At 70.4% G+C, this 19,114-nt stretch carries 16 protein-coding genes; 11 read left to right on the top strand and 5 right to left on the bottom strand.

Features of this window, described 5'->3' with window-relative positions:
- The first annotated feature begins 85 nt into the window (after positions 1 to 85).
- The 4 genes from ACWEKR_RS07045 (at position 86) to ACWEKR_RS07030 (ending at position 4,925) form a co-directional block, all read left to right on the top strand.
- The gene (locus ACWEKR_RS07045; RefSeq protein WP_452353698.1) at positions 86 to 2,344 is read left to right on the top strand and encodes a carbon starvation CstA family protein; all 2,259 of its coding nucleotides are present in this window, start codon (positions 86 to 88) and stop codon (positions 2,342 to 2,344) included.
- Between the two features lie 86 nt (positions 2,345 to 2,430).
- Positions 2,431 to 2,601 (top strand): YbdD/YjiX family protein, encoded by a 171-nt coding sequence (locus ACWEKR_RS07040; RefSeq protein ID WP_324198196.1) that lies wholly within the window; start codon positions 2,431 to 2,433, stop codon positions 2,599 to 2,601.
- 168 nt (positions 2,602 to 2,769) lie between these two features.
- The gene (locus tag ACWEKR_RS07035) at positions 2,770 to 4,386 is read left to right on the top strand and encodes a DNA-3-methyladenine glycosylase 2 family protein (protein WP_452353697.1); all 1,617 of its coding nucleotides are present in this window, start codon (positions 2,770 to 2,772) and stop codon (positions 4,384 to 4,386) included.
- On the top strand, positions 4,383 to 4,925 hold the full coding sequence (locus ACWEKR_RS07030) for a methylated-DNA--[protein]-cysteine S-methyltransferase (protein ID WP_452353696.1): 543 nt from the start codon (positions 4,383 to 4,385) through the stop codon (positions 4,923 to 4,925). Before ACWEKR_RS07035 ends, ACWEKR_RS07030 begins: the two co-directional genes overlap by 4 nt.
- A gap of 26 nt (positions 4,926 to 4,951) precedes the next feature.
- Here the strand turns inward: ACWEKR_RS07030 and ACWEKR_RS07025 are convergent, their stop codons facing one another.
- Positions 4,952 to 8,149, bottom strand: a complete 3,198-nt coding sequence (locus ACWEKR_RS07025; protein WP_452353695.1) for an AAA family ATPase — start codon at positions 8,147 to 8,149, stop codon at positions 4,952 to 4,954.
- 34 nt (positions 8,150 to 8,183) lie between these two features.
- The gene (locus ACWEKR_RS07020) at positions 8,184 to 9,359 is read right to left on the bottom strand and encodes an exonuclease SbcCD subunit D (RefSeq protein WP_452353694.1); all 1,176 of its coding nucleotides are present in this window, start codon (positions 9,357 to 9,359) and stop codon (positions 8,184 to 8,186) included.
- Between the two features lie 308 nt (positions 9,360 to 9,667).
- Between ACWEKR_RS07020 and ACWEKR_RS07015 the strand changes: the two genes are divergently transcribed.
- Entirely contained in the window at positions 9,668 to 10,813 is a 1,146-nt protein-coding gene (locus tag ACWEKR_RS07015; protein WP_452353693.1) for a DNA recombination protein RmuC, read from the top strand.
- A 58-nt stretch (positions 10,814 to 10,871) separates the two neighbouring features.
- A complete protein-coding gene (locus ACWEKR_RS07010) occupies positions 10,872 to 11,738 on the top strand; it encodes a DUF6542 domain-containing protein (protein ID WP_452353692.1) in 867 nt (288 codons plus the stop codon).
- 504 nt (positions 11,739 to 12,242) lie between these two features.
- Here ACWEKR_RS07010 and ACWEKR_RS07005 read toward each other — a convergent pair.
- A complete protein-coding gene (locus tag ACWEKR_RS07005) occupies positions 12,243 to 13,253 on the bottom strand; it encodes a 4-hydroxy-3-methylbut-2-enyl diphosphate reductase (RefSeq protein ID WP_195085965.1) in 1,011 nt (336 codons plus the stop codon).
- Positions 13,254 to 13,549: 296 nt separating this feature from the next.
- Between ACWEKR_RS07005 and ACWEKR_RS07000 the strand changes: the two genes are divergently transcribed.
- Genes ACWEKR_RS07000 through ACWEKR_RS06985 form a run of 4 tightly spaced genes read left to right on the top strand, consistent with a single transcriptional unit; the run spans position 13,550 to position 16,141 of the window.
- Positions 13,550 to 14,209 carry a lipid droplet-associated protein gene (locus ACWEKR_RS07000; protein ID WP_452353691.1) on the top strand — a complete coding sequence of 220 codons (660 nt, stop codon included), beginning with the start codon at positions 13,550 to 13,552 and terminating at the stop codon, positions 14,207 to 14,209.
- On the top strand, positions 14,206 to 15,522 hold the full coding sequence (xseA, locus tag ACWEKR_RS06995; RefSeq protein WP_452353690.1) for an exodeoxyribonuclease VII large subunit: 1,317 nt from the start codon (positions 14,206 to 14,208) through the stop codon (positions 15,520 to 15,522). The genes ACWEKR_RS07000 and xseA overlap by 4 nt, the downstream gene beginning before the upstream one ends.
- Positions 15,523 to 15,524: 2 nt before the next feature.
- Complete coding sequence (locus tag ACWEKR_RS06990) at positions 15,525 to 15,800, top strand: exodeoxyribonuclease VII small subunit (protein ID WP_452353689.1); 276 nt, start codon at positions 15,525 to 15,527, stop codon at positions 15,798 to 15,800.
- The gene (locus ACWEKR_RS06985; protein WP_159843221.1) at positions 15,797 to 16,141 is read left to right on the top strand and encodes a VOC family protein; all 345 of its coding nucleotides are present in this window, start codon (positions 15,797 to 15,799) and stop codon (positions 16,139 to 16,141) included. Before ACWEKR_RS06990 ends, ACWEKR_RS06985 begins: the two co-directional genes overlap by 4 nt.
- Positions 16,142 to 16,162: 21 nt before the next feature.
- Here ACWEKR_RS06985 and ACWEKR_RS06980 read toward each other — a convergent pair whose 3' ends face one another.
- Both ACWEKR_RS06980 and ACWEKR_RS06975 read right to left on the bottom strand, forming a co-directional pair.
- Entirely contained in the window at positions 16,163 to 16,654 is a 492-nt protein-coding gene (locus ACWEKR_RS06980) for a GNAT family N-acetyltransferase (protein WP_452353688.1), read from the bottom strand.
- Positions 16,655 to 16,852: 198 nt separating this feature from the next.
- Positions 16,853 to 17,419 (bottom strand): DUF4245 domain-containing protein, encoded by a 567-nt coding sequence (locus ACWEKR_RS06975; RefSeq protein WP_452353687.1) that lies wholly within the window; start codon positions 17,417 to 17,419, stop codon positions 16,853 to 16,855.
- Positions 17,420 to 17,548: 129 nt separating this feature from the next.
- Here ACWEKR_RS06975 and glpX point away from each other — a divergent pair, with 129 nt between their 5' ends.
- Positions 17,549 to 18,592 carry a class II fructose-bisphosphatase gene (gene glpX, locus ACWEKR_RS06970; protein WP_159843215.1) on the top strand — a complete coding sequence of 348 codons (1,044 nt, stop codon included), beginning with the start codon at positions 17,549 to 17,551 and terminating at the stop codon, positions 18,590 to 18,592.
- Positions 18,593 to 19,114: the final 522 nt, after the last annotated feature.

The raw sequence follows: 19,114 nt of genomic DNA, 5'->3' as shown, positions 1-19,114 counted from the left end.
GGAATCGGCACGACGGCGCTCATCGATCGGATACGTTGTCACGTGTTTCAGCAAGATCCTGCGCGTTTTACAGGAGAGTAGGCAGATGGCGACAATCGAATATCTGCGGACCGATCCCGATCTGCCGCCTGTCGGCGTGGTCGACAAGTCCCCGATCACCCCGGCCAAGAAACTGATCTTCGCCGGAATCGCGGTCCTCGGCGCCATAGCGTGGGCGGTGCTCGCCATCTCACGCGGCGAATCGGTCAACGCGGTGTGGATCGTGATCGCGGCGGTGTGCACCTACGTCATCGCGTATCGGTTCTACGCCAGGTTCATCGAACGCAAGATCGTGAAACCGCGCGACGACCTGGCCACGCCCGCCGAGATCCTGGAGAACGGCAAGGACTACATGCCGATGGACCGGCGGGTGCTCTACGGGCACCACTTCGCCGCCATCGCGGGCGCGGGTCCGCTGGTCGGACCGGTGCTGGCCGCGCAGATGGGCTACCTGCCGGGGACCATCTGGATCGTGGTCGGCGTGGTGGCGGCCGGCGCCGTGCAGGACTACCTGGTGCTGTGGGTCTCGATGAAGCGGCGCGGGCGCAGCCTCGGGCAGATGGCCCGCGACGAACTGGGCGTGATCGGCGGCTGGGCGGCCATCGTGGGCGTCCTGGTGATCATGATGATCCTGTTGGCGGTACTCGCGCTGGTGGTCGTCAACGCGCTGGCGCACAGCCCGTGGGGCGTCTTCTCGATCGGCATGACCATTCCGATCGCCCTGTTCATGGGCGTGTACCTGCGATTCCTGCGGCCGGGCAAGGTCGGCGAGGTCTCCGTGATCGGGTTCGCGCTGCTGCTGCTGGCCATCGTGGGCGGCGGCTGGGTCTCCGAAACCGACTGGGGCGCGGACTGGTTCACGCTCTCGCCGGTGACCATCTCCTGGCTGCTGATCGCCTACGGCTTCGTCGCCTCGGTGCTTCCGGTGTGGCTGCTGCTGGCGCCGCGCGACTACCTGTCGACGTTCATGAAGGTCGGCACCATCGTGCTGCTCGCGGTCGGCATCCTGGTCACGCTGCCGGTGCTGCAGGCGCCCGCGGTTTCGTCGTTCGCCGCCAGCGGCACCGGACCGGCCTTCGCGGGCTCGCTGTTCCCGTTCCTGTTCATCACCATCGCCTGCGGCGCGCTGAGTGGTTTCCACGCGCTGGTCTCCTCCGGCACCACGCCGAAGCTGCTGGAGAAGGAATCGCATGCGCGGATGATCGGCTACGGCGGCATGCTGATGGAGTCGTTCGTCGCGGTCATGGCCATCATCACCGCCTCGATCATCGACCAGCACCTGTACTTCGCGATGAACGCGCCGGTCGGTCTCACCGGCGGCACCGCGGAGAAGGCCGCGGCCTACACCAACAGCCTCGGGCTGAGCGGACCCGCGGTGACTCCGGCGGAGTTGAGCCAGGCGGCGAGCGATGTCGGCGAATCGTCGATCATCTCGCGCACGGGCGGCGCGCCGACGCTGGCGGTCGGCATCTCGGAGGTGTTCCACCAGTTCCTCGGCGGCGCGAGCATGAAGTCGTTCTGGTACCACTTCGCGATCATGTTCGAGGCCTTGTTCATCCTTACCACCATCGACGCGGGCACCCGCGTAGCCCGGTTCATGCTCTCGGACGCGCTGGGCAACTTCGGTGGCGCGGCGAAGAAGTTCCGTGATCCGTCCTGGCGGGTGGGCGCGTGGTTGTGCTCGGCCGTCGTGGTCGGCGCGTGGGGCTCGATCCTGCTGATGGGCGTCACCGACCCGCTGGGCGGGATCAACACGCTGTTCCCGCTGTTCGGCATCGCCAACCAGTTGCTCGCGGCCATCGCCTTGACCGTGGTGCTGGTGATCGTGGTGAAGAAGGGCCTCGTGAAATGGGCTTGGATTCCGGCGATTCCGCTGGTCTGGGATCTGTTGGTGACCATGACGGCGTCCTGGCAGAAGATCTTCTCCGCCGATCCGAAGCTCGGCTACTGGAAGCAGCACAGCATCTGCCAGGCCGCGCAGGAAGCCGGGAAGCTGTGCCTGACGGCGAAGACCCAGGACGACATGAACGCGATCGTGCGCAACACCTTCATCCAGGGCACGCTGTCGATCGTGTTCGCGGTGCTGGTGCTGATCGTGGCGGTGGTCGGCGCGCTGGTGGCCTTCCGCGCCTGGCGCTCCGGGGAGACGACGACCTCCGAGACGCCGGAAGAGCCGTCGAAGATCTTCGCACCCAGCGGGTTCGTCGCCACCGCCGCGGAGAAGGAAGTCCAGAAGCAGTGGGACGAGTTGATCGCGTCCGGGAAGGCGCGCCCCTCCGGCGCGGCGCACGTCCACGCGCAATGAGCGACCCCGCGACGCCGGGTGCCGATCGGTCCGCGCGACCGGTCGGCGCCCGGCTGCGCGCCGCGGCCCGCGTGTGCGGCGACGGCATCCGGGCGGGCGTCTGGTGGTTCGACTCGATCCTCGGGGGCCGGGATTACCAGCGCTACGTCGAGCACCTGCGGCGCAGGCATCCGGACCGCGCCGTGCCGACCGAGCGGGAGTACTGGCGGCAGCGGCATGCCGAGGCGGATCGCAATCCGACCAACCGGTGCTGCTGAAAAGATTTTCCGGCCGAGCCGCCACACACCGCTTCGGTAGTCGTCACACCCGCCGACCAGGCGACAACTGTGCGATGCCATGACCGTTGTGTGAGGTGGTGACCACCCCCCGCGGTGGTGACCGATTCCCGCTAGCACGGGTTCGCCGCAGCTGCCATTGTGGTGGACGTGACGATCACGGCATTTGATTTCGAACGTTGCTACCGGGCGGTGTCGACCCGGGACTCTCGATTCGACGGGCAATTCTTCACCGCGGTGCGCACCACCGGAATCTATTGCCGCCCTTCGTGTCCGGCGATCACGCCGAAGCGGGCCAACGTGACGTTCTTGCCGACCGCCGCCGCGGCCCAGCAGGCGGGCTACCGCGCCTGCCGCCGCTGCCTGCCCGACGCGGCGCCCGGTTCGCCGCTGTGGAACACGAGGGCGGACTTGGCCGCGCGGGCGATGCGATTGATCGGTGACGGTGTGGTCGAGCGGGCAGGCGTGCCCGGGCTGGCCGCCACGCTCGGTTACTCGCAGCGGCAGCTCACCCGGGTGCTGACCACCGAACTCGGCGCCGGGCCGCTGGCGCTGGCCCGGGCGCACCGGGCGCACACCGCGCGGCTGCTGATCCAGACCACCGCGATGGCTATGTCCGATATCGCGTTCGCGGCGGGTTTCGCCTCGATCCGCCAGTTCAACGACACGGTGCGCGAGGTGTTCGCGGTCAGCCCCACCACCATGCGGCTGGAGGCGCAGCGCGCGAAAACCGCCGCCCCCGCGCGCCCGGCGCCGGGCGGGAGCGGCTCGCTCACGCTGCGGCTGCCCTATCGCGAGCCCCTGGACCGGGCCTGGCTGGAGTGGTTCCTGTCCGCGCACGCCGTGCCGGGCATGGAGTTGTGGGAGAACCGCGCCTACACCAGGAATCTGCGCACCCCGCACGGGCACGCCACCGCGCGACTGAGCTTCCAGCGCGACCACGTGCGGGCGGAACTGTCCCTGCACGATATGCGCGATCTCGCACCGACGGTGACCAGGCTGCGGCACCTGCTGGATCTGGACGCCGATCCGGTCGGGATCGATGAAGCGCTCGGTGTCGGGTCCGCGGCGCGCGGGTCCTCCGGGAACCGCCTGCCGGAACATGCTGCCGAGGACCTGCCGGATGCGGGGGCGGGCTCGCCGCCCGAGAGCGAGAACTCGCCCGAGCTGCCTCCGCTCGCGGGCCCGTCGTTCACACCGGGTATCCGGGTGCCCGGGTGCGTGGACGCACCCGAACTCCTGCTGCGCACGATGATCGGGCAGCAGATCTCGGTGTCCGCCGCGGCCACGCACACCGCGCGACTGGTCGAGGCGCTCGGCGAGCGGGTGGACGGGCCGATCCCGTTGCTTTTCCCCGCACCGGATGTGATCGCCGAGCGGGGCGCCCAAGTCTTGACCGGACCGGCGCGGCGCATCCGTTCCATCATCGCGGCAGCCGAGGCACTCGCGTCCGGTGAGCTGCTGCTGCACCAAGGACGCACCGCCGCCGACCTGCGCCGCGACCTGCTCGCGCTGGACGGCGTCGGACCGTGGACGGCGGACTACGTGACCATGCGCCTGCTCGCCGATCCGGACGTCCTGCTCGGCACCGACCTGGTCGTCCGCCGCGGCGCGAGCCTGCTCGGCATCCATCTCACGGACACCGCTCGCTGGGCGCCGTGGCGGTCGTACCTGTCCATGCATTTGTGGAAAGCGGCGCTGACCAGCCGCGCCACAGCTTCCGGTAGCCCCGCGCTCGCCACCACGAAAGGCAGTGACGAATCATGAGCACCAGCATCGCCGTCGACAACGCGATCGGCGGCATTTCCACCAGCACAGCGGATTTCGCGGTCACCGCGACTCCGCTCGGACCGTTCACCACGCTCGTCGACTCCGACGGCGCGGTCCTTGCCTCCGGCTGGACCTCCGACGCGGAGAACTTGCGCGGCCTGATCCACCCCGCCCTGCGCCCCGGCGGATTACGGCAACGGGATTCGCTGGGCGAGGTGACCGGCGCGGTCACCGCCTACCACGAAGGTGATCTCACCGCGATCGACCCGATTCCGGTTCGCCAGCGGTCCGGAGAATTCCTCGTGCACGCCTGGGAAATACTGCGCGCCGTCCCGGCGGGCAGCCCGCTCACCTACACCGAATTCGCCGCCCGCGCCGGTCGCCCCGACGCCACGCGCGCCGCGGCCAACGCCTGCGCTCGCAATGCCGCCGCCCTCTTCGTGCCCTGTCACCGCATTCTCCGCATCGGCGGCGCACTCGGCGGCTTCCGTTGGGGGTTGCCGGTGAAGCGGTGGCTGCTCGACCACGAGGGGTGAGCCGGCGACGGCGGCACAGCCAACCCTCAGGCGATGGTCGCCTGGAGGTGGGAGCCGTCGCGGCCGCGCAGGACGTGCAGGCGGCTGGGTATGCGTTGGCGCATCTCGTCCACGTGACTGACCACGCCGACTACGCGGCCGCCGGCACGGAGTTCGTCCAGCACGCCCATCACGGCGTCCAAGGTGTCGGCGTCCAGGCCGCCGAAACCCTCGTCGATGAACAAGGTGTCCAGCACCAGGCCACCGGATTCGGCGGCGACGGTGTCGGCCAGGCCGAGCGCCAACGACAGTGAGGCCATGAAGGTCTCGCCGCCGGAGAGCGTCTTGGCGGGGCGGACGGCTCCGGTGTAGTCGTCCCGGATGTCCAAGCCGAGTCCGCCCCGACGGCCGCGCGGACCGGCCTTGTCCGAGTGGACGAATTCGTACCGTCCGCCGGACATCCTGCGCAACCGCAGCGATCCCGCCTGGGCGACTTCCTCCAAACGGGCGGCCAGGACGTAGGAGTGCAGGGACATGCGGCGGTTGTTCGCGCCGCGTCCGGCGACCACGTCGGCGAGACCGTTCAGTTCCTCGAACGCTTGCTGTGCCGGGGCGACCCGATCCACGGCGGCCCAGAGCTGGCCACCGAGTTCCTCGAGCTGGCTCGCGCGCCTGCTCGCCTCCGCATGGGCGGCCACCGCCGCGTTGAGCGCTGCTTGCGCGGCTGCCACGAGCGCGTCGAGCTCGGCCGGATCGCCGGGCTCCTGTTCGGCCGCCGCGCGGACCTCCGGTTCCGCCAGCACCGCTTCCGCCGCGGCGCGGGCACGGTCGGCGGCCACCAGTTCCGCTTCCGTCTCCGCCTGCTGCTGCGGGCTGCGTGACGCGGCGGCGACCACCTTCGCGTAGGCGGTCAAGAGTGCGACGTCGTCGCGTGCGGTGACCTCGATGTCGGCGGTGCGGCGCAGCTGATCCTCCGCGCCTGCAGCTGCCGAAGGGGTGGCTTCCGTGTCGCCGGACTCCGGGGCCGAATCCGTACTGGGCGAGTCCGCCGCGCCGGCCGGGGCAGAAGTGGGCAGTGGACCGCCGACCTCGCCCTTCGGCACGAAACCCGCCGCCCGAGCGAGACTTTCGACACGGCCGGCGATCGCCGACACCTGCTCCCGCGCCGCCACCGCTTCGGCGCGGGCATCGCGCAGGGCGGTCGCGTCCCTGACCAGCGCGGCCAGCCGGGCGCGGCGGCGGTCGATGGTCTGGTCGGCGCCCGCCGCGGTGCGCAGCCGTTCGGTGAGTTCGGCCAGGCGGGTCTCGCCGGAGACGATGGTGGCGGCCACCGCGCCACGGCGCGCCTCGGACGTGCGCAGCTCCTCGTGCAGGCGTGCCTCGTCCTCGCGCAAGCGGATGACTTCGGCTTCCAGTCCATCGGCGCAGGCGGCCAGCTCCGAGGTGTCCTCGTAGCGGTCGGTCGCGGCGCGCAGGGCGGCGGCGAGCTCGACTCGATCGGTATCGCCGCCGCGAGCGACCAGCGCTTCGATCTCGCGCTCGAGATCGGTGATGCGGGCCAGCGCTCGGTCGCGGGTGTCCTCCGCGGCGCGCTCGGCCGCGGCGGCGGCCTCCTCCTCGTCCTTGGACACCGCGGTGGCGGTGGGCCGGGCGGGTGCGGGATGCTCGGCGGAACCGCAGACCGCGCAAGGGCTGCCGTCGACCAGCTCGCCGGCCAATTCGGCCGCCATCCCGCTCAACCTGCGCTCGCGCAGATCCAGGACGAGTTCTCGGGCGTCGAGATGCGCGATGCGGGCGGCGTCGAACTCGACGCGGGCGTGGTCGAGCGCGGTGCGGCGGGCGGCCAGCTCGACCGCGGCCGTCGCCGCGGCCTGCAGCCGTTCGGTCTCCGCGGTGATGCCCGGCAGGGCCGCCACGGCTTCGGCCGCCTCCCGCAACCTGGCCTCGGCCGCGGTGCGGGCCGCGGGCAGTTCGTCGCGCCGGGCCGTGAGCGCGGTGACGCGCCGGGCCAACGTCGCGTCCTCGGTGCGCAACGCGTCGATCTCCCCGCCCAGCCGGGTGGCGGTGGCGGCATCGGTCCGCACTTCGTCCAGCGCGCCGATCTGCGCGCTCCAGCGCCGGATCGCCGCGTCGAGATCGGCGTCGTCGCGCACCTGCGCGGCGTCGGAATGCAGCAGTTCCGCGCCGCCGAGTTCGGCGCTCGCCGGCTCTCGCAGCCGGACCGCGAGCCGCTCTGCCGCTGTGCGCTTTTCGCTGTCGAGCCGACGCTGAGTCTGGACCGCCGCACGCGCTTCATCGATCGCGGCGGCGACCGGGTCGGCCCGGCGGGCGAGGTCGAGCTCGGCTTGTAATGCGGCCCGGCGATCGGCGCCCGCGGCGTAATCGTCCAGGTGCGCGCGTGCCGCGCTCATGCGGCGCCGCAGCTCGTGCAGGCGACGCTGCTGTTCGGCCTGTTCCCGGGCCCGCGCCGATTCCCGCTGGCAGCGTTCCATTTCCGTGACGGCGGCAGCCAGGTCCGTGCGAGCGGTGGCCAGCAGGTCCTGGGACCAAGCGACACACTCCGCGGTACCGACCGAATCCGCCACTCCGGCCGCCATGCCCACCTGCGTGATCAGCCGCTTGATCCCGTCGGTACGAGCATCCAGATCCGCTTCGGCAGCGCGGCGTTTGTCGGCCAGCCACTGTTCGGCGGTGCCGAAACGTCTGGTGTCGAAGAGCTTTTCGAGCAATTTCTCGCGATCTTCGTTGTCCGCTCGTAAGAAGCGCGCGAAATCGCCCTGCGGCAGCAGCACCACCTGGAAGAACTGATCGGCGCTCATACCGAGCAGGCGCAACACCTCCTCCCCGATATCCGGTATCCGGGACAGGTTTTCCCCGCGGCCGTCCAGCCAGGTCAGCGTCGCCTTCGGGTTGATGGTGCGCATACCGGTGCCGTCGCGCTTGGGACGCTGGAACTCGGGGCTGCGGGTCAGCCGTAGCCGCCGACCGCCGAGGGTCGCCTCCAGCACCACCTGCGGCGGCGTGTGCTCCGGGGCGTGATCGGAATGCAGTCGCTTGCTTTCCCCTCGCGCGCCGGGAACGCGACCGTAGAGGGCGAACGCGATGGCGTCCAGCACCGTGGTCTTGCCCGCGCCGGTCTGGCCGTGCAGGAGAAACAATCCGTCGGCGCCGAGCGCGTCGAAGTCGACGACCGTGGTTGCCGCGAACGGGCCGAAAGCGGTCATCTCGAGCTTGTGCAGCCTCATGCCACCGCGCCTACGCCCGGCTTCGGCAGGACGCTCATGCGGTCAGTTCCTCGGCGGCGGCCACGGCGGAGATCTGCTCCGGCTCGGCGACGGCGGCCGAGAGCGCCCGCTCCAGCCAGGCCATCTCGCTCGAGCTGGGTGCGCCACGGACGTCGCTGAGGAAGCTGCGGGCTACTTCGATGTCGCGGCGGCCGTGCACCCGCTCACGGTAGCGCAGTTCCGGGCTCCCCTCGGGCCGCGCCCATTCGACGTGGACGGCGTAGGGGAACCGCTGGCGCAGTTTGCGCATGGCGTCGACCGGGCGGGCGACGTCGGTGAGTACGGCGGACACGTAGTGCTCTTCGGCCGCGCCGTACTCCGCGCCGTTCAGCAGCTCGTCCAGGGTGCCGGTCACTTTGCTCAGGCCCCGGACCGTGGGCAGCTCCCGGCGGCGCACCGCTTGTAAGCCGGACGCGTCCAAGTCGACGATCCAGACCGCCTTCCGATGCGCGTTCTCGCCGAACGAATACGGCAGCGGCGAGCCGGAGTAGCGGACCTGGTCGGCGAGCGTCTGCGGCGAATGCAAGTGGCCGAGCGCCACGTAGTCGATGCCGTCGAAAGCGGCCAGCGGGACCGTCTCCACACCGCCGACCGAGATGGAGCGCTCCGATCCGGTGGCCTCGCCGCCGACGACGAAGGCGTGCGCCAGCACCACCGTCCGCACCCCCGGTCGCCGCGCGATGTCGGCACGTACCCGGGCCATGGCCGCGTCCAGGATCTCGGCATGCGAGCGCGCCTGCGGCACTTCGAGTTCGGCGCGGGTGATCTCCGGTTCCAAATACGGGATGCCGTAGAACGCCACCGGCCCGTGCGCGTCCGCCAGCAGGACGGGGCTATCGGCCTCGGCCACGGTGGTGCGAAGGTGCAGCCCACCTGCGGCGGCGAAACTCGCGCCCGCGCCCAGACGCGCGGGCGAATCGTGATTGCCGGAGGTGGCGACGATCTGGGCACCGGCGGCGCGGATCGCCTCGAATCCCCGGTTGCACACCGCGATCGCGTCGGCGCTGGGAATGGACCGGTCGTACACATCACCGGGTAGCACCACCACGTCGACCGACTCCTCGGCCACCAGCTCGGCGATCGCGGTCAGTGAACGAGCCTGGTCGGCAAGCAGATCGACCCCGTGGAACGTGCGCCCGATGTGCCAGTCCGAGGTGTGCAGCATCCGCATGCCGCGAAACCGTAGGGCAACCCACCGACAGACTTCAATCGCCCCGGCCGCTGAGTCGGGTTCGCCCAGCCCGGGCACGGCGTGTCCGTCCGAGCGGGCGCACGTGTTGGGGCGCCTGGCCGGACCGGCCGAAACATCGCACAACCCCTTGACCTCTACCACGTCCCGACCTGGGAAGGCCCGGATGCCAGCAGCCGGATAGGTATCCGACACAGACGGAGATCCGCTGGCAGGACCGGTGGCCGACGCGATGCCGGACAGTTGCTCGGTGCTCGTTCTTGTCGGTGACGTACGGCACTATCTGCGCTATGACCGCACCGATGCTCGCCGCACTGCTGCTGGTGTTCGCCGCCGGTTGCGCCCTGGGCTGGCTGGGCCACGCGGCGCGGGCCGGGCAGCGCGCCGCGGCGGCAGAGGCGCGGCTGGCGGCGGCCGCGGACAACGAACGGCTGCTGCGGCAGTCGCTCACCGCGGCGAACGAGGATGCCGCACGCAGGCATTCGCATGCCGTCGGCGCGATGGTGGAGCCGCTGCGCGCGGCCGTCGGTGCGCTGAACGAGCAGATCCAGCAGGTGGAGCGGCAGCGGCTCACCGCGTATTCCGGCCTGCGCGAACAGGTGGCGAGCATGCAGCGCACCTCCCATCAGCTCACCGGGCAGACCGGGCGGCTGGTCGCGGCGCTGCGCGCGCCGCAGGTACGAGGCCGGTGGGGCGAGATCCAGCTGGAGCGGGTGGTCGAGCTGGCCGGGATGACCAGGCACTGCGATTTCCAGACCCAGGTGAGCCGCACCGGCCGCGGCGCGGACGACCGGACGGTCCGGCCGGATTTGGTGGTGCGGCTGGCGGGCGGACGGCACATCGTGGTGGACGCGAAGGTTCCGTTCGCCGCGTACCTGGACGCCTGCGACACCGACGAGCCCGACATGCGGGCCGAGCTGCTCACCCGGCACGCCAAACACCTGCGCGCGCATGTCGACCAGCTGGCCGACAAGGCGTACTGGGCCGCCTTCGATCCCGCACCGGAGTTCGTCGTGCTGTTCGTACCCGGCGACCCGTTCCTGGACGCCGCCGTGACCACCGACTCGGAGTTGCTGGAGTACGCGTTCGGCCGCAACGTGATCCTCGCTACTCCGACCACCCTCGTCGCGTTGCTGCGGACCATCGCCTTCGGCTGGCGGCAGGAGGCGCTGTCCAGGGATATGGCCACCGTGCAGCGGCTGGGACGTGAGCTGTATCAACGGCTGGGGACGACGGGCAAGCACCTGGACCGGTTGGGCGTGCAACTCGGCAGGGCGGTGGAGGCTTTCAACTACACCGTGGCCTCGGTGGAGTCGCGTGTGCTGGTCACCGCGCGCAAGTTGCACGATCTGGAGATAGCCGAGCAGGAAGTGCCCGAGATCGGGCGGGTGGATTCCCGGCCCCGCGCGGTGGGCTTCGCCGGCGCGGGCGAGTAACCAGGACTATGGCCGTGCCGCCACGCCGCCGCGAACGACGGCAACTAGTGTGCATATCGTGGCTGCTTCCGAACGTGTGCGATCCCGGGTGCCCGCGCCGCAACGCTCGATCCTGCCGTCGGTGCCGGGGATCCCGGTCGGCGCGGCGATCTCGATCGCGGTTGCCTGCACGTTCCTGGGATTCTTGATCGATGCCGTCGGCGGCGGTGCCGAGCTGACCGGCACGTTCGCCGCCCTGTACGTCCTCGGCTGTGTGGTGGCCGTCGCCGCCGTCCGCTACCGCGGCTTGTTCAGCACGATGGTGCTGCCACCACTGCTGCTCTTCGTCGCCGTGCCGCTGGCCTATCAGCAGCTCACCGGCCGCGGCGCGACGTCGCTGAAGGACATCCTGCTCAATCTGGCGATCCCGCTGGTGAACCGGTTCCCTACCATGGTGCTCGCCACGGTCGTCGTTCTGCTGATCGGTGGCGCTCGGATCTATCTGCACCGCCGTGAAGAGGAGACCGACCGGCCGCGGGCGCCGCGCCGCGGCGACAGCTGGGGCAAGTCGCCGGCGAAGAAGAGCAGGCCCGGCCGTTCGTCCCCCGGCGCCCCCGCTTCGGCCCGCCGCAAAGGCCGCCGCCCGAAGGACGAGCCGGACGAACCGGAGTCGGCCGACCTGAACGAGCCCGCTGCGCGCCCGGCTCGCCGACCCGCCGCGCAGGTCGCCGACACCCCGCCGCGCGTCGCGCCCTCTCGTCCGCGGGAAGGACGGGCTCCCGCGCGGGGCGCCCCTCGCCCGACAGCGGCCATGCCGCGTCCCGAGGGCGAACCACCGCGCGGCGCGAACCGCCGCCGCGACATGCCGCCGCATCCCCAGCCCAATGTGCGCTACCGCGAGCGCGATCCGGGCCGTCCGGAACGGCGCAGGCCGGAGAACTCGTAAGCGCGTTCACCGGGCTCGCGAAGTCTGCCTCGGCGCCACCGGTCCGAGCGTCGCATGCCGACACCGTGCCGGCTGATCGGCGAGAACCGTGCTGACCCACAACGAGCCGGACATCGCGGGATCGTGCGAGTCGCCCACAGCGGAGAGCCACCGGGTGGCGGTGACCCGCGTCCCTCGACTTCTCCGGCACGGCGCTGCCGGATCCGCCCGGACCGGGTGACCAGGCTCTGCGCTGCCGGATCGCCCGGAGACGGGTGGCCAGGCTCTGCGCTGCCGGATACGGAGACGGATTCGCGCGATCCCGCCGGACTCGCACCGCGGTCCACGCGTACCCGGCGACAGCCGACGACGAAGTGACCGGTGCAGTCAAGACCCACCGCACCTCGTCTCTCGGGACCCGGACGACCCACCCGGTTACGACCGCGGCCGTTCAGCAGTGTGATACCGGATTCCTGAGCCGACGATCAGGTAATCGGAGCCCGCACCCTCGGCGTGGCCCCGGCGTCAGCGGCGCGCGTCGCGCAGTTCGCGGGGAAGGGCGAAGACGAGGGTCTCGTTGGCCGTGGTGACCGGCTGGACGTCGCCGTACCCGTGCTCGGCCAGCATGTCCAGCACGCCGCGAACCAGGATGTCGGGCACCGAGGCGCCCGACGTGATACCGATCGTGCGGACACCGTCCAGCCAGGCCGGGTCGACCTCGCGGGCGAAGTCCACCAGGTAGGCGGCCTTGGCGCCGGCGCCGAGCGCCACTTCCACCAGGCGCACCGAGTTCGACGAGTTGCGCGAGCCGACCACGATCACCAAGTCGCATTCCGGCGCCATCGCCTTGACGGCCACCTGGCGGTTCTGCGTGGCGTAGCAGATGTCGTCACTCGGCGGGTCCTGCAGGGCGGGGAAGCGCTCGCGCAGCCGCTGCACCGTCTCCATCGTCTCGTCCACGCTCAACGTGGTCTGCGACAGCCAGATCACCTTCGACTCGTCGCGCACGCTGACCTTGTCCACCGCGTCGGGACCGTCGACCAACTGGACATGGTCGGGCGCCTCACCGGCGGTGCCTTCGACCTCTTCGTGCCCCTCGTGACCGATCAGCAGGATGTCGTAGTCGTCGCGGGCGAAGCGCTTCGCCTCCTGGTGCACCTTGGTCACCAGCGGACAGGTGGCGTCGATGGTGTGCAGATTGCGCGCGGCGGCCGTCGCGTGCACCGTGGGCGCCACGCCGTGCGCGGAGAACACCACGACCGCGCCCTCGGGGACCTGGTCGGTCTCGTCGACGAAGACCACGCCGCGGTCGCGCAGCGTCTCCACGACGTGCCGGTTGTGCACGATCTCCTTGCGCACGTAGATGGGCGCCCCGTGCTTATCCAGCGCCTTCTCGACGGTTTCGACCGCACGGTCCACGCCGGCGCAGTATCCGCGCGGCTCCGCGAGCAGCACGCGTTTTCCGCCCTCGGCGACGGCGTTTCCGGCGCCTGCCGAGCGGGCGATTCCGACGTTCAAGGGAATGGCCGAAGACATGCCCACAGGATACGTGCGGACCGGGAGCACGCCACGTCCGGGAGTTGCCCGTCACATCGCCGCGCGGCCCGCCGCGTACGGCCGCGAACTGCGGTGGAAAGCCCGGCCCGATCGGATGACCGAACCGCCCGCGGCGAATGTCTCGGACACTCCCGCCGGGACCTGGGTTTATTCTCCGCATTATGAGCACAGTGCCGCGTAATTCCCGCCGATCGGCCGCGCGTGGGAACCGGCGAATATCCGAACCGCGCGCACCCCTCCTTTGCATAACACACCATTTCGGGCAGGCTAGGACCATGTTTCGACCACCCTTTCTGGCCCGGGTCGCCGCCGGAGCCGCCGTATACGCCCTCGAGGAATCCCGCCGCCTACCCACGGCGGCAATGAATTTCCCGATCACGGCCATCAGTCAGGTGCTGCAGACGACGATGCACGTCCAGCAGTTCGTGACGAGTCTGGCGCTGAAGGGCGACGCGGTCTTCGACCGTTTGTCCCAGCGCTCGGTCGAACAGCCGGAGTGGGCCACGTTCGACGAGGACATCGCCGACGACCCGAGCCCCACCACGCTCCGCGCCAGTCGATTCGACCTCTACACCCCCGACGATCCCGAACCGTTCCGCGCGCCGGAATCGTTCACCGACGACACCCGTACCGGTGCGACCAACGGCCACATCGCGTCGGTGACGACGATCGCCGAGCCGCCGGCCGTGGAGCCGGAACCGGCCGATCCGGACACCGACCCCGACCCCGTCGCCGAGGCGCCCGCCATCGCCGAGCCGGAGGTCGCCGTCCGCTACGACTACGCCAACATGACCCTGGCCCAGCTGCGCGCCCGGCTGCGCCTGCTGACGATCGAAGACCTCACCGCGCTGCTGGAGTACGAGCAGCACACCCGCGCCAGGGCGCCGTTCGTGACCATGCTCACGAACCGGATCGCCACTGTGCAGGCCCAGTGACCGAACCCCGGACCCCCTCGTCGGCGGCTGGCCGGGAGACCTCCGGCCAACCCGCCACACCGGCCAACTCCGCCGAGCACCCCTGGCCGGTGCGCTCGGTGTCCATCAAGGTCGCCCAGTGGATCGACCGGCTCGGCAGCATCTGGGTCGAGGGCCAGATCACCCAGATCAATCTCCGTCCGGGCACCCGCACCGCGTTCCTGGTGTTGCGCGACCCGTCCGCCGATATGTCGCTGTCGGTGACCTGCGACCCGGATCTCATCCGCAATTCCCCCGTGCCCCTGCAAGAGGGCAGCCGGGTTGTCGTCTACGGCAAGCTCTCGTTCTTCACCGGACGCGGCACGATCTCGTTGCGCGTCTTGGAGATCCGGCCCGTCGGCATCGGCGAGCTGCTGGCCCGCATCGAACGCTTGAAGGCGCTGCTGGCCGCCGAGGGCTTGTTCGATCCCCGGCTCAAGCGCCCCATCCCGTTCCTGCCCGGCACCATCGGCCTGATCACCGGACGCGCGAGCGCCGCGGAGCGCGACGTGCTGAGCGTCGCCCGGAACCGCTGGCCCGCCGTGCGCTTCGAAATTCGCAACACAGCCGTACAGGGACCCACCGCGGTGGCGCAGATGCTCACGGCACTCGCCGAGCTCGATCGGCATCCGGCCGTCGAGGTCATCGTGCTCGCGCGCGGCGGCGGCAGCGTGGAAGACCTGCTGCCGTTCTCCGACGAGGCACTGTGTCGTGCCATCGTGGCCGCCACCACGCCGATCGTCAGCGCGATCGGCCACGAGCCGGACAATCCGCTCAGCGACTTCGTGGCCGATCTGCGCGCGGCCACCCCGACCGACGCCGCCAAGCGGATCGTCCCGGACGCCGCCGCCGAATTGGCCTGCATCCGCGAACTGCGCGAACGCACCGCCGCCGCACTGCGCGGCTGGGTGGACCGGGAGACCAAGGCGCTCGCTCAGCTGCGCTCGCGGCCCGTGCTGGCCGATCCCCTGCGCGAGATCGAGCGCTGTCAGGAAGAGGTCGAACGCCTGCGCGCGGCCGCGCACCGCTCCACCGAGCAGCTGATCCGCACCGAGGCGACGGCCACCCGGCACCTGCGCGAGCAACTCACCGCCGTGGGCCCCGCCGCCACGCTGGCCCGTGGCTACGCTGTCGTACAGCGTGTCACCGGCCGGGAGCGGGAGGTGGTGCGCTCGATCGAGGACGCGCCCGCGGGCAGCCAGTTGCGCATCCGGGTCGCCGACGGGGCCGTCACCGCCGCCGCGCTCGGCACCCAGGCGCTCGGCGCGCGGCACACCGACACAGGGAGGAACTGATCTTGGCCGAATCCGGCAAGTCCACGGACAAGAACGGGACAGGCGCCGATCCGGCCGACGACGCGGCCGAGATCGCCGGTTTCGGCTACGAACGCGCGCGCGACGAACTGGTCAACGTGGTCAAGATGCTCGAGCAAGGCGGCCTCGACCTGGACGAATCGCTGTCGCTGTGGGAGCGGGGCGAGGCGCTGGCCACTCGCTGCGAAGAGCACCTGGCTGGCGCGCGCAAGCGCGTCGAGGACGCACTGCACCGCACCGACCTGGAGCGGCAGGAATGACGATCCGCCGGGCCACGCCCGATATCCGCACCACCGACCTGGCCGCGAGCCGCGCGTTCTACCGGCTGCTCGGCTTCCAGGAGGCGATGGACCTGGGCTGGGTCGTGGCGATGGCCTCGCCGTCCAACCCGACCGCCCAAGTCCTGCTCGTCGGTCCCGACGCCGAACAACTCCAGCCGGATATGAGTGTGGAGGTGGATGACGTCGACGCCGTGCACGCGGCGGTGACCGCCGCCGGGGCCGAGGTCGTCTACCCCTTGCGCGACGAGCCCTGGGGTGTGCGCCGCTTCTTCGTGCGCGACCCGAGCGGGACCGTCGTCAACGTGGTCAGCCACCGCTGACGACAGTCCCCATGGTCACCGTCAGCGCAGTGTGATGCGGAACCGTGCGACGCCGTCCGCGCTGCTCACCTGCTCGAACCCGGCTTTCTCCAGTACGCGTGCCGACGCCGGATTGGACAGTTCCACGTCGGCGCGCACCGCGTGGACGCCGGGCGCGGTGCGCGCGTGCGCCGTCAACGCGACGGTGGCCTCGGTGGCGTAGCCGCGGCCGCGACGCGAGGCGACGATGCCGTAGCCGATCTCCAGCTCACCGTCGGCGGGCGGCCAGAACAGCCCGATCGATCCGACCACGAGCCCACCGGCTCGCTCCACGACGAGCTGGTGCCCGAACGGCCCGTACCAGTCCTGATGGGCGGCGAGCAGACCGGCGATGACGCGATCGCCCTCGGCGGGGAAGTCCGCCGCCCACCCGGCGTGACGCCCGTCGCCGAGCACGTCGGCGGCCGCGGCGGCGGTCCACGAGCGCAGGATCAGGCGGTCGGTGAGCAGATCGGCGAAGAGAGAAACAGACACGTGACACTCCTGGTCATCGAGAAAAGACCGGTTCGCGCCGACGCGTCTGCGGGAAGAATCAGTGGCGCGCGAACCGGCGAAGGGCATGCGGGATACAGCTGATGACAGCCATATTCATCGACCTCCGAGATCCGGTTCGGCACGTGTCTCCTACCGCGGCAAACCTAACGGCCGCGCGCGGACGAAGGCAAGCGTGTTTCAGGGCTTCAGTGGTTGGGCGGCGGCGATCGCCTGTGCGAGCGTGCTGAACGCCGCCTGGTTGCCCGCGCCGGTGATCAGCACGCGGGACCGGCCGAGGTCGGTGATCCACGCCGTCTCCGAGCCCTGCTCGGCGTAGACGACCCACTTCTGCGCGCCGACCTGCTCGGTGCCGGTGGCGTACCGGGACCCGAGCACGAATCGGGCCAGCGCCTCTTCGGTCGCATTGCTCTGACTGAAACGCATGTAGGTGCCTTGCGGCGTGATGTAGCCGACCGTGCTGACCGGACCGCCGCCGTTGCCGCCGATGGACTCGCGACTACCCGAATTCGGCGTCCACTCCGCGGGCAGATCCGGGTTGCGGATCGGGAACGGCAGGGAGCGAGCATCGGCGGTGAGCGCCGCCCGCGCGTCGAAGTGCGGGATCTGACCCTGCGTCGGACCGTTGGCGGCGAAACTGCACTGGCTGGCCAGCCCCGCGAACACCAGCGCGATCAGGACCAACGGGATCAGCGACCAGAACAGATCCCGGTAGTCGTTCAGGATGCGCGGCTTTTGGTACGACACGCTCCCAGTATCCACTCGCGCGGCGACATCGCCCCGCGCACCCCGACACCTCGAGCAGGGGTGTACGCCCGTGCCACATCGAATGAGACAATTGACCGGTACGTACCGACGCACAGGAGGCACCCCGCAATGACGGCAACTTCTCCCACACCTAGCCGCCGCGAGGCGCCCGACCGCAACCTCGCACTCGAGCTGGTCCGCGTGACCGAGGCCGGGGCGATGGCCGCGGGCCGGTGGGTCGGACGCGGCGACAAGGAGGGGGGCGACGGCGCGGCCGTCGACGCCATGCGGCAGCTGGTCAGCTCGGTGTCCATGCGCGGCGTCGTCGTCATCGGCGAGGGCGAGAAGGACGAAGCGCCCATGCTGTACAACGGCGAGGCCGTCGGCGACGGAACCGGCCCCGAAGTGGACTTCGCGGTGGATCCGATCGACGGCACCACGCTGATGTCCAAGGGCGTGCCCGGCGCGATCTCGGTGCTCGCGGTAGCCGAGCGCGGCGCCATGTTCGACCCCTCCGCGGTGTTCTACATGCACAAGATCGCCGTCGGCCCCGACGCCGCCGACGTGATCGATATCTCGGCCCCGATCGGCGAGAACATCAGCCGGGTCGCCAAGGCGAAGAACTCCGCGAAGTCCGACCTGACCGTCTGCATCCTGGACCGTCCCCGGCACGCCGAGCTGATCCAGCAGGTGCGCGACGCGGGCGCTCGCATCCGCCTGATCTCCGACGGTGACGTCGCCGGCGCGATCGCCGCGGCCCGCCCCGACTCCGGCACCGACATCTTGGTCGGCATCGGCGGCACACCCGAGGGCATCATCGCCGCCGCCGCGATGCGCTGTATGGGCGGTGAGCTCCAGGGCATGCTCGCGCCGAAGGACGACGAGGAACGGCAGAAGGCCATCGACGCGGGTCACGATCTCGACCGCGTGCTGACCACCGAGGACCTCGTCTCCGGTGAGAACGTCTTCTTCTGCGCCACCGGCGTCACCGACGGCGACCTGCTGCGCGGCGTGCGCTACTACGGCGGCGGCGCGTCCACGCAGTCGATCGTCATGCGTTCGAAGTCCGGCACGGTCCGCATGATCGACGCCTACCACCGCCTGACCAAGCTGCGCGAATACTCCTCGGTCGATTTCATCGGTGACGAACACGCGGTCCCGCCGCTGCCGTAATTTTTTCCAGCGCCTGCGGCGCTGGGTGTTCGCGGCCCCTTTGTGGCTCGCGTCTGCGCGACCACCGCTTGCGACTTCGTCGCGGACGCGGCGGCCCCGCAAACGCGAGCCGGGCCGCGAACGGGCAATGCTCGGTCTCGCTTCGCTCGAAAGACGTGGTTGAGGTGCGCTGGGCGCGGGGGCGGTGATCGCACCTCCACCTCCATGTACCGATACCGCTGCCGTGGCTTTGGCGGCGCGCTCCGTGCTGCGCGGCCATTGACTCCTGCTGGGAGATCGCGCCTCCGGATGTGCGCCGTTCATCGGGTCCAGGTCGCTTTCTACCGATGGGATATCGATGGCGTGCTGAGCGCGCTGTTGTGCACGGTCGACCGGATGGTGTGGCTTTCCGCAGCATCGCGGACTCTGGTCGAGGAGGGTCCGCTTCATGCTCGGCCGCCACCCGCTTCGACCCCCCGCTCTTCACCGTGTGGCCTATCGCGGATCGATTGTCTGCTTCGCATGTACCTCGTATGGCGGTTG

The organism is Nocardia sp. NPDC004573, from assembly GCF_053602135.1.
The sequence above is the reverse complement of the archived record's forward strand: the minus strand, read 5'-3'. Positions and strand labels throughout refer to the sequence as shown.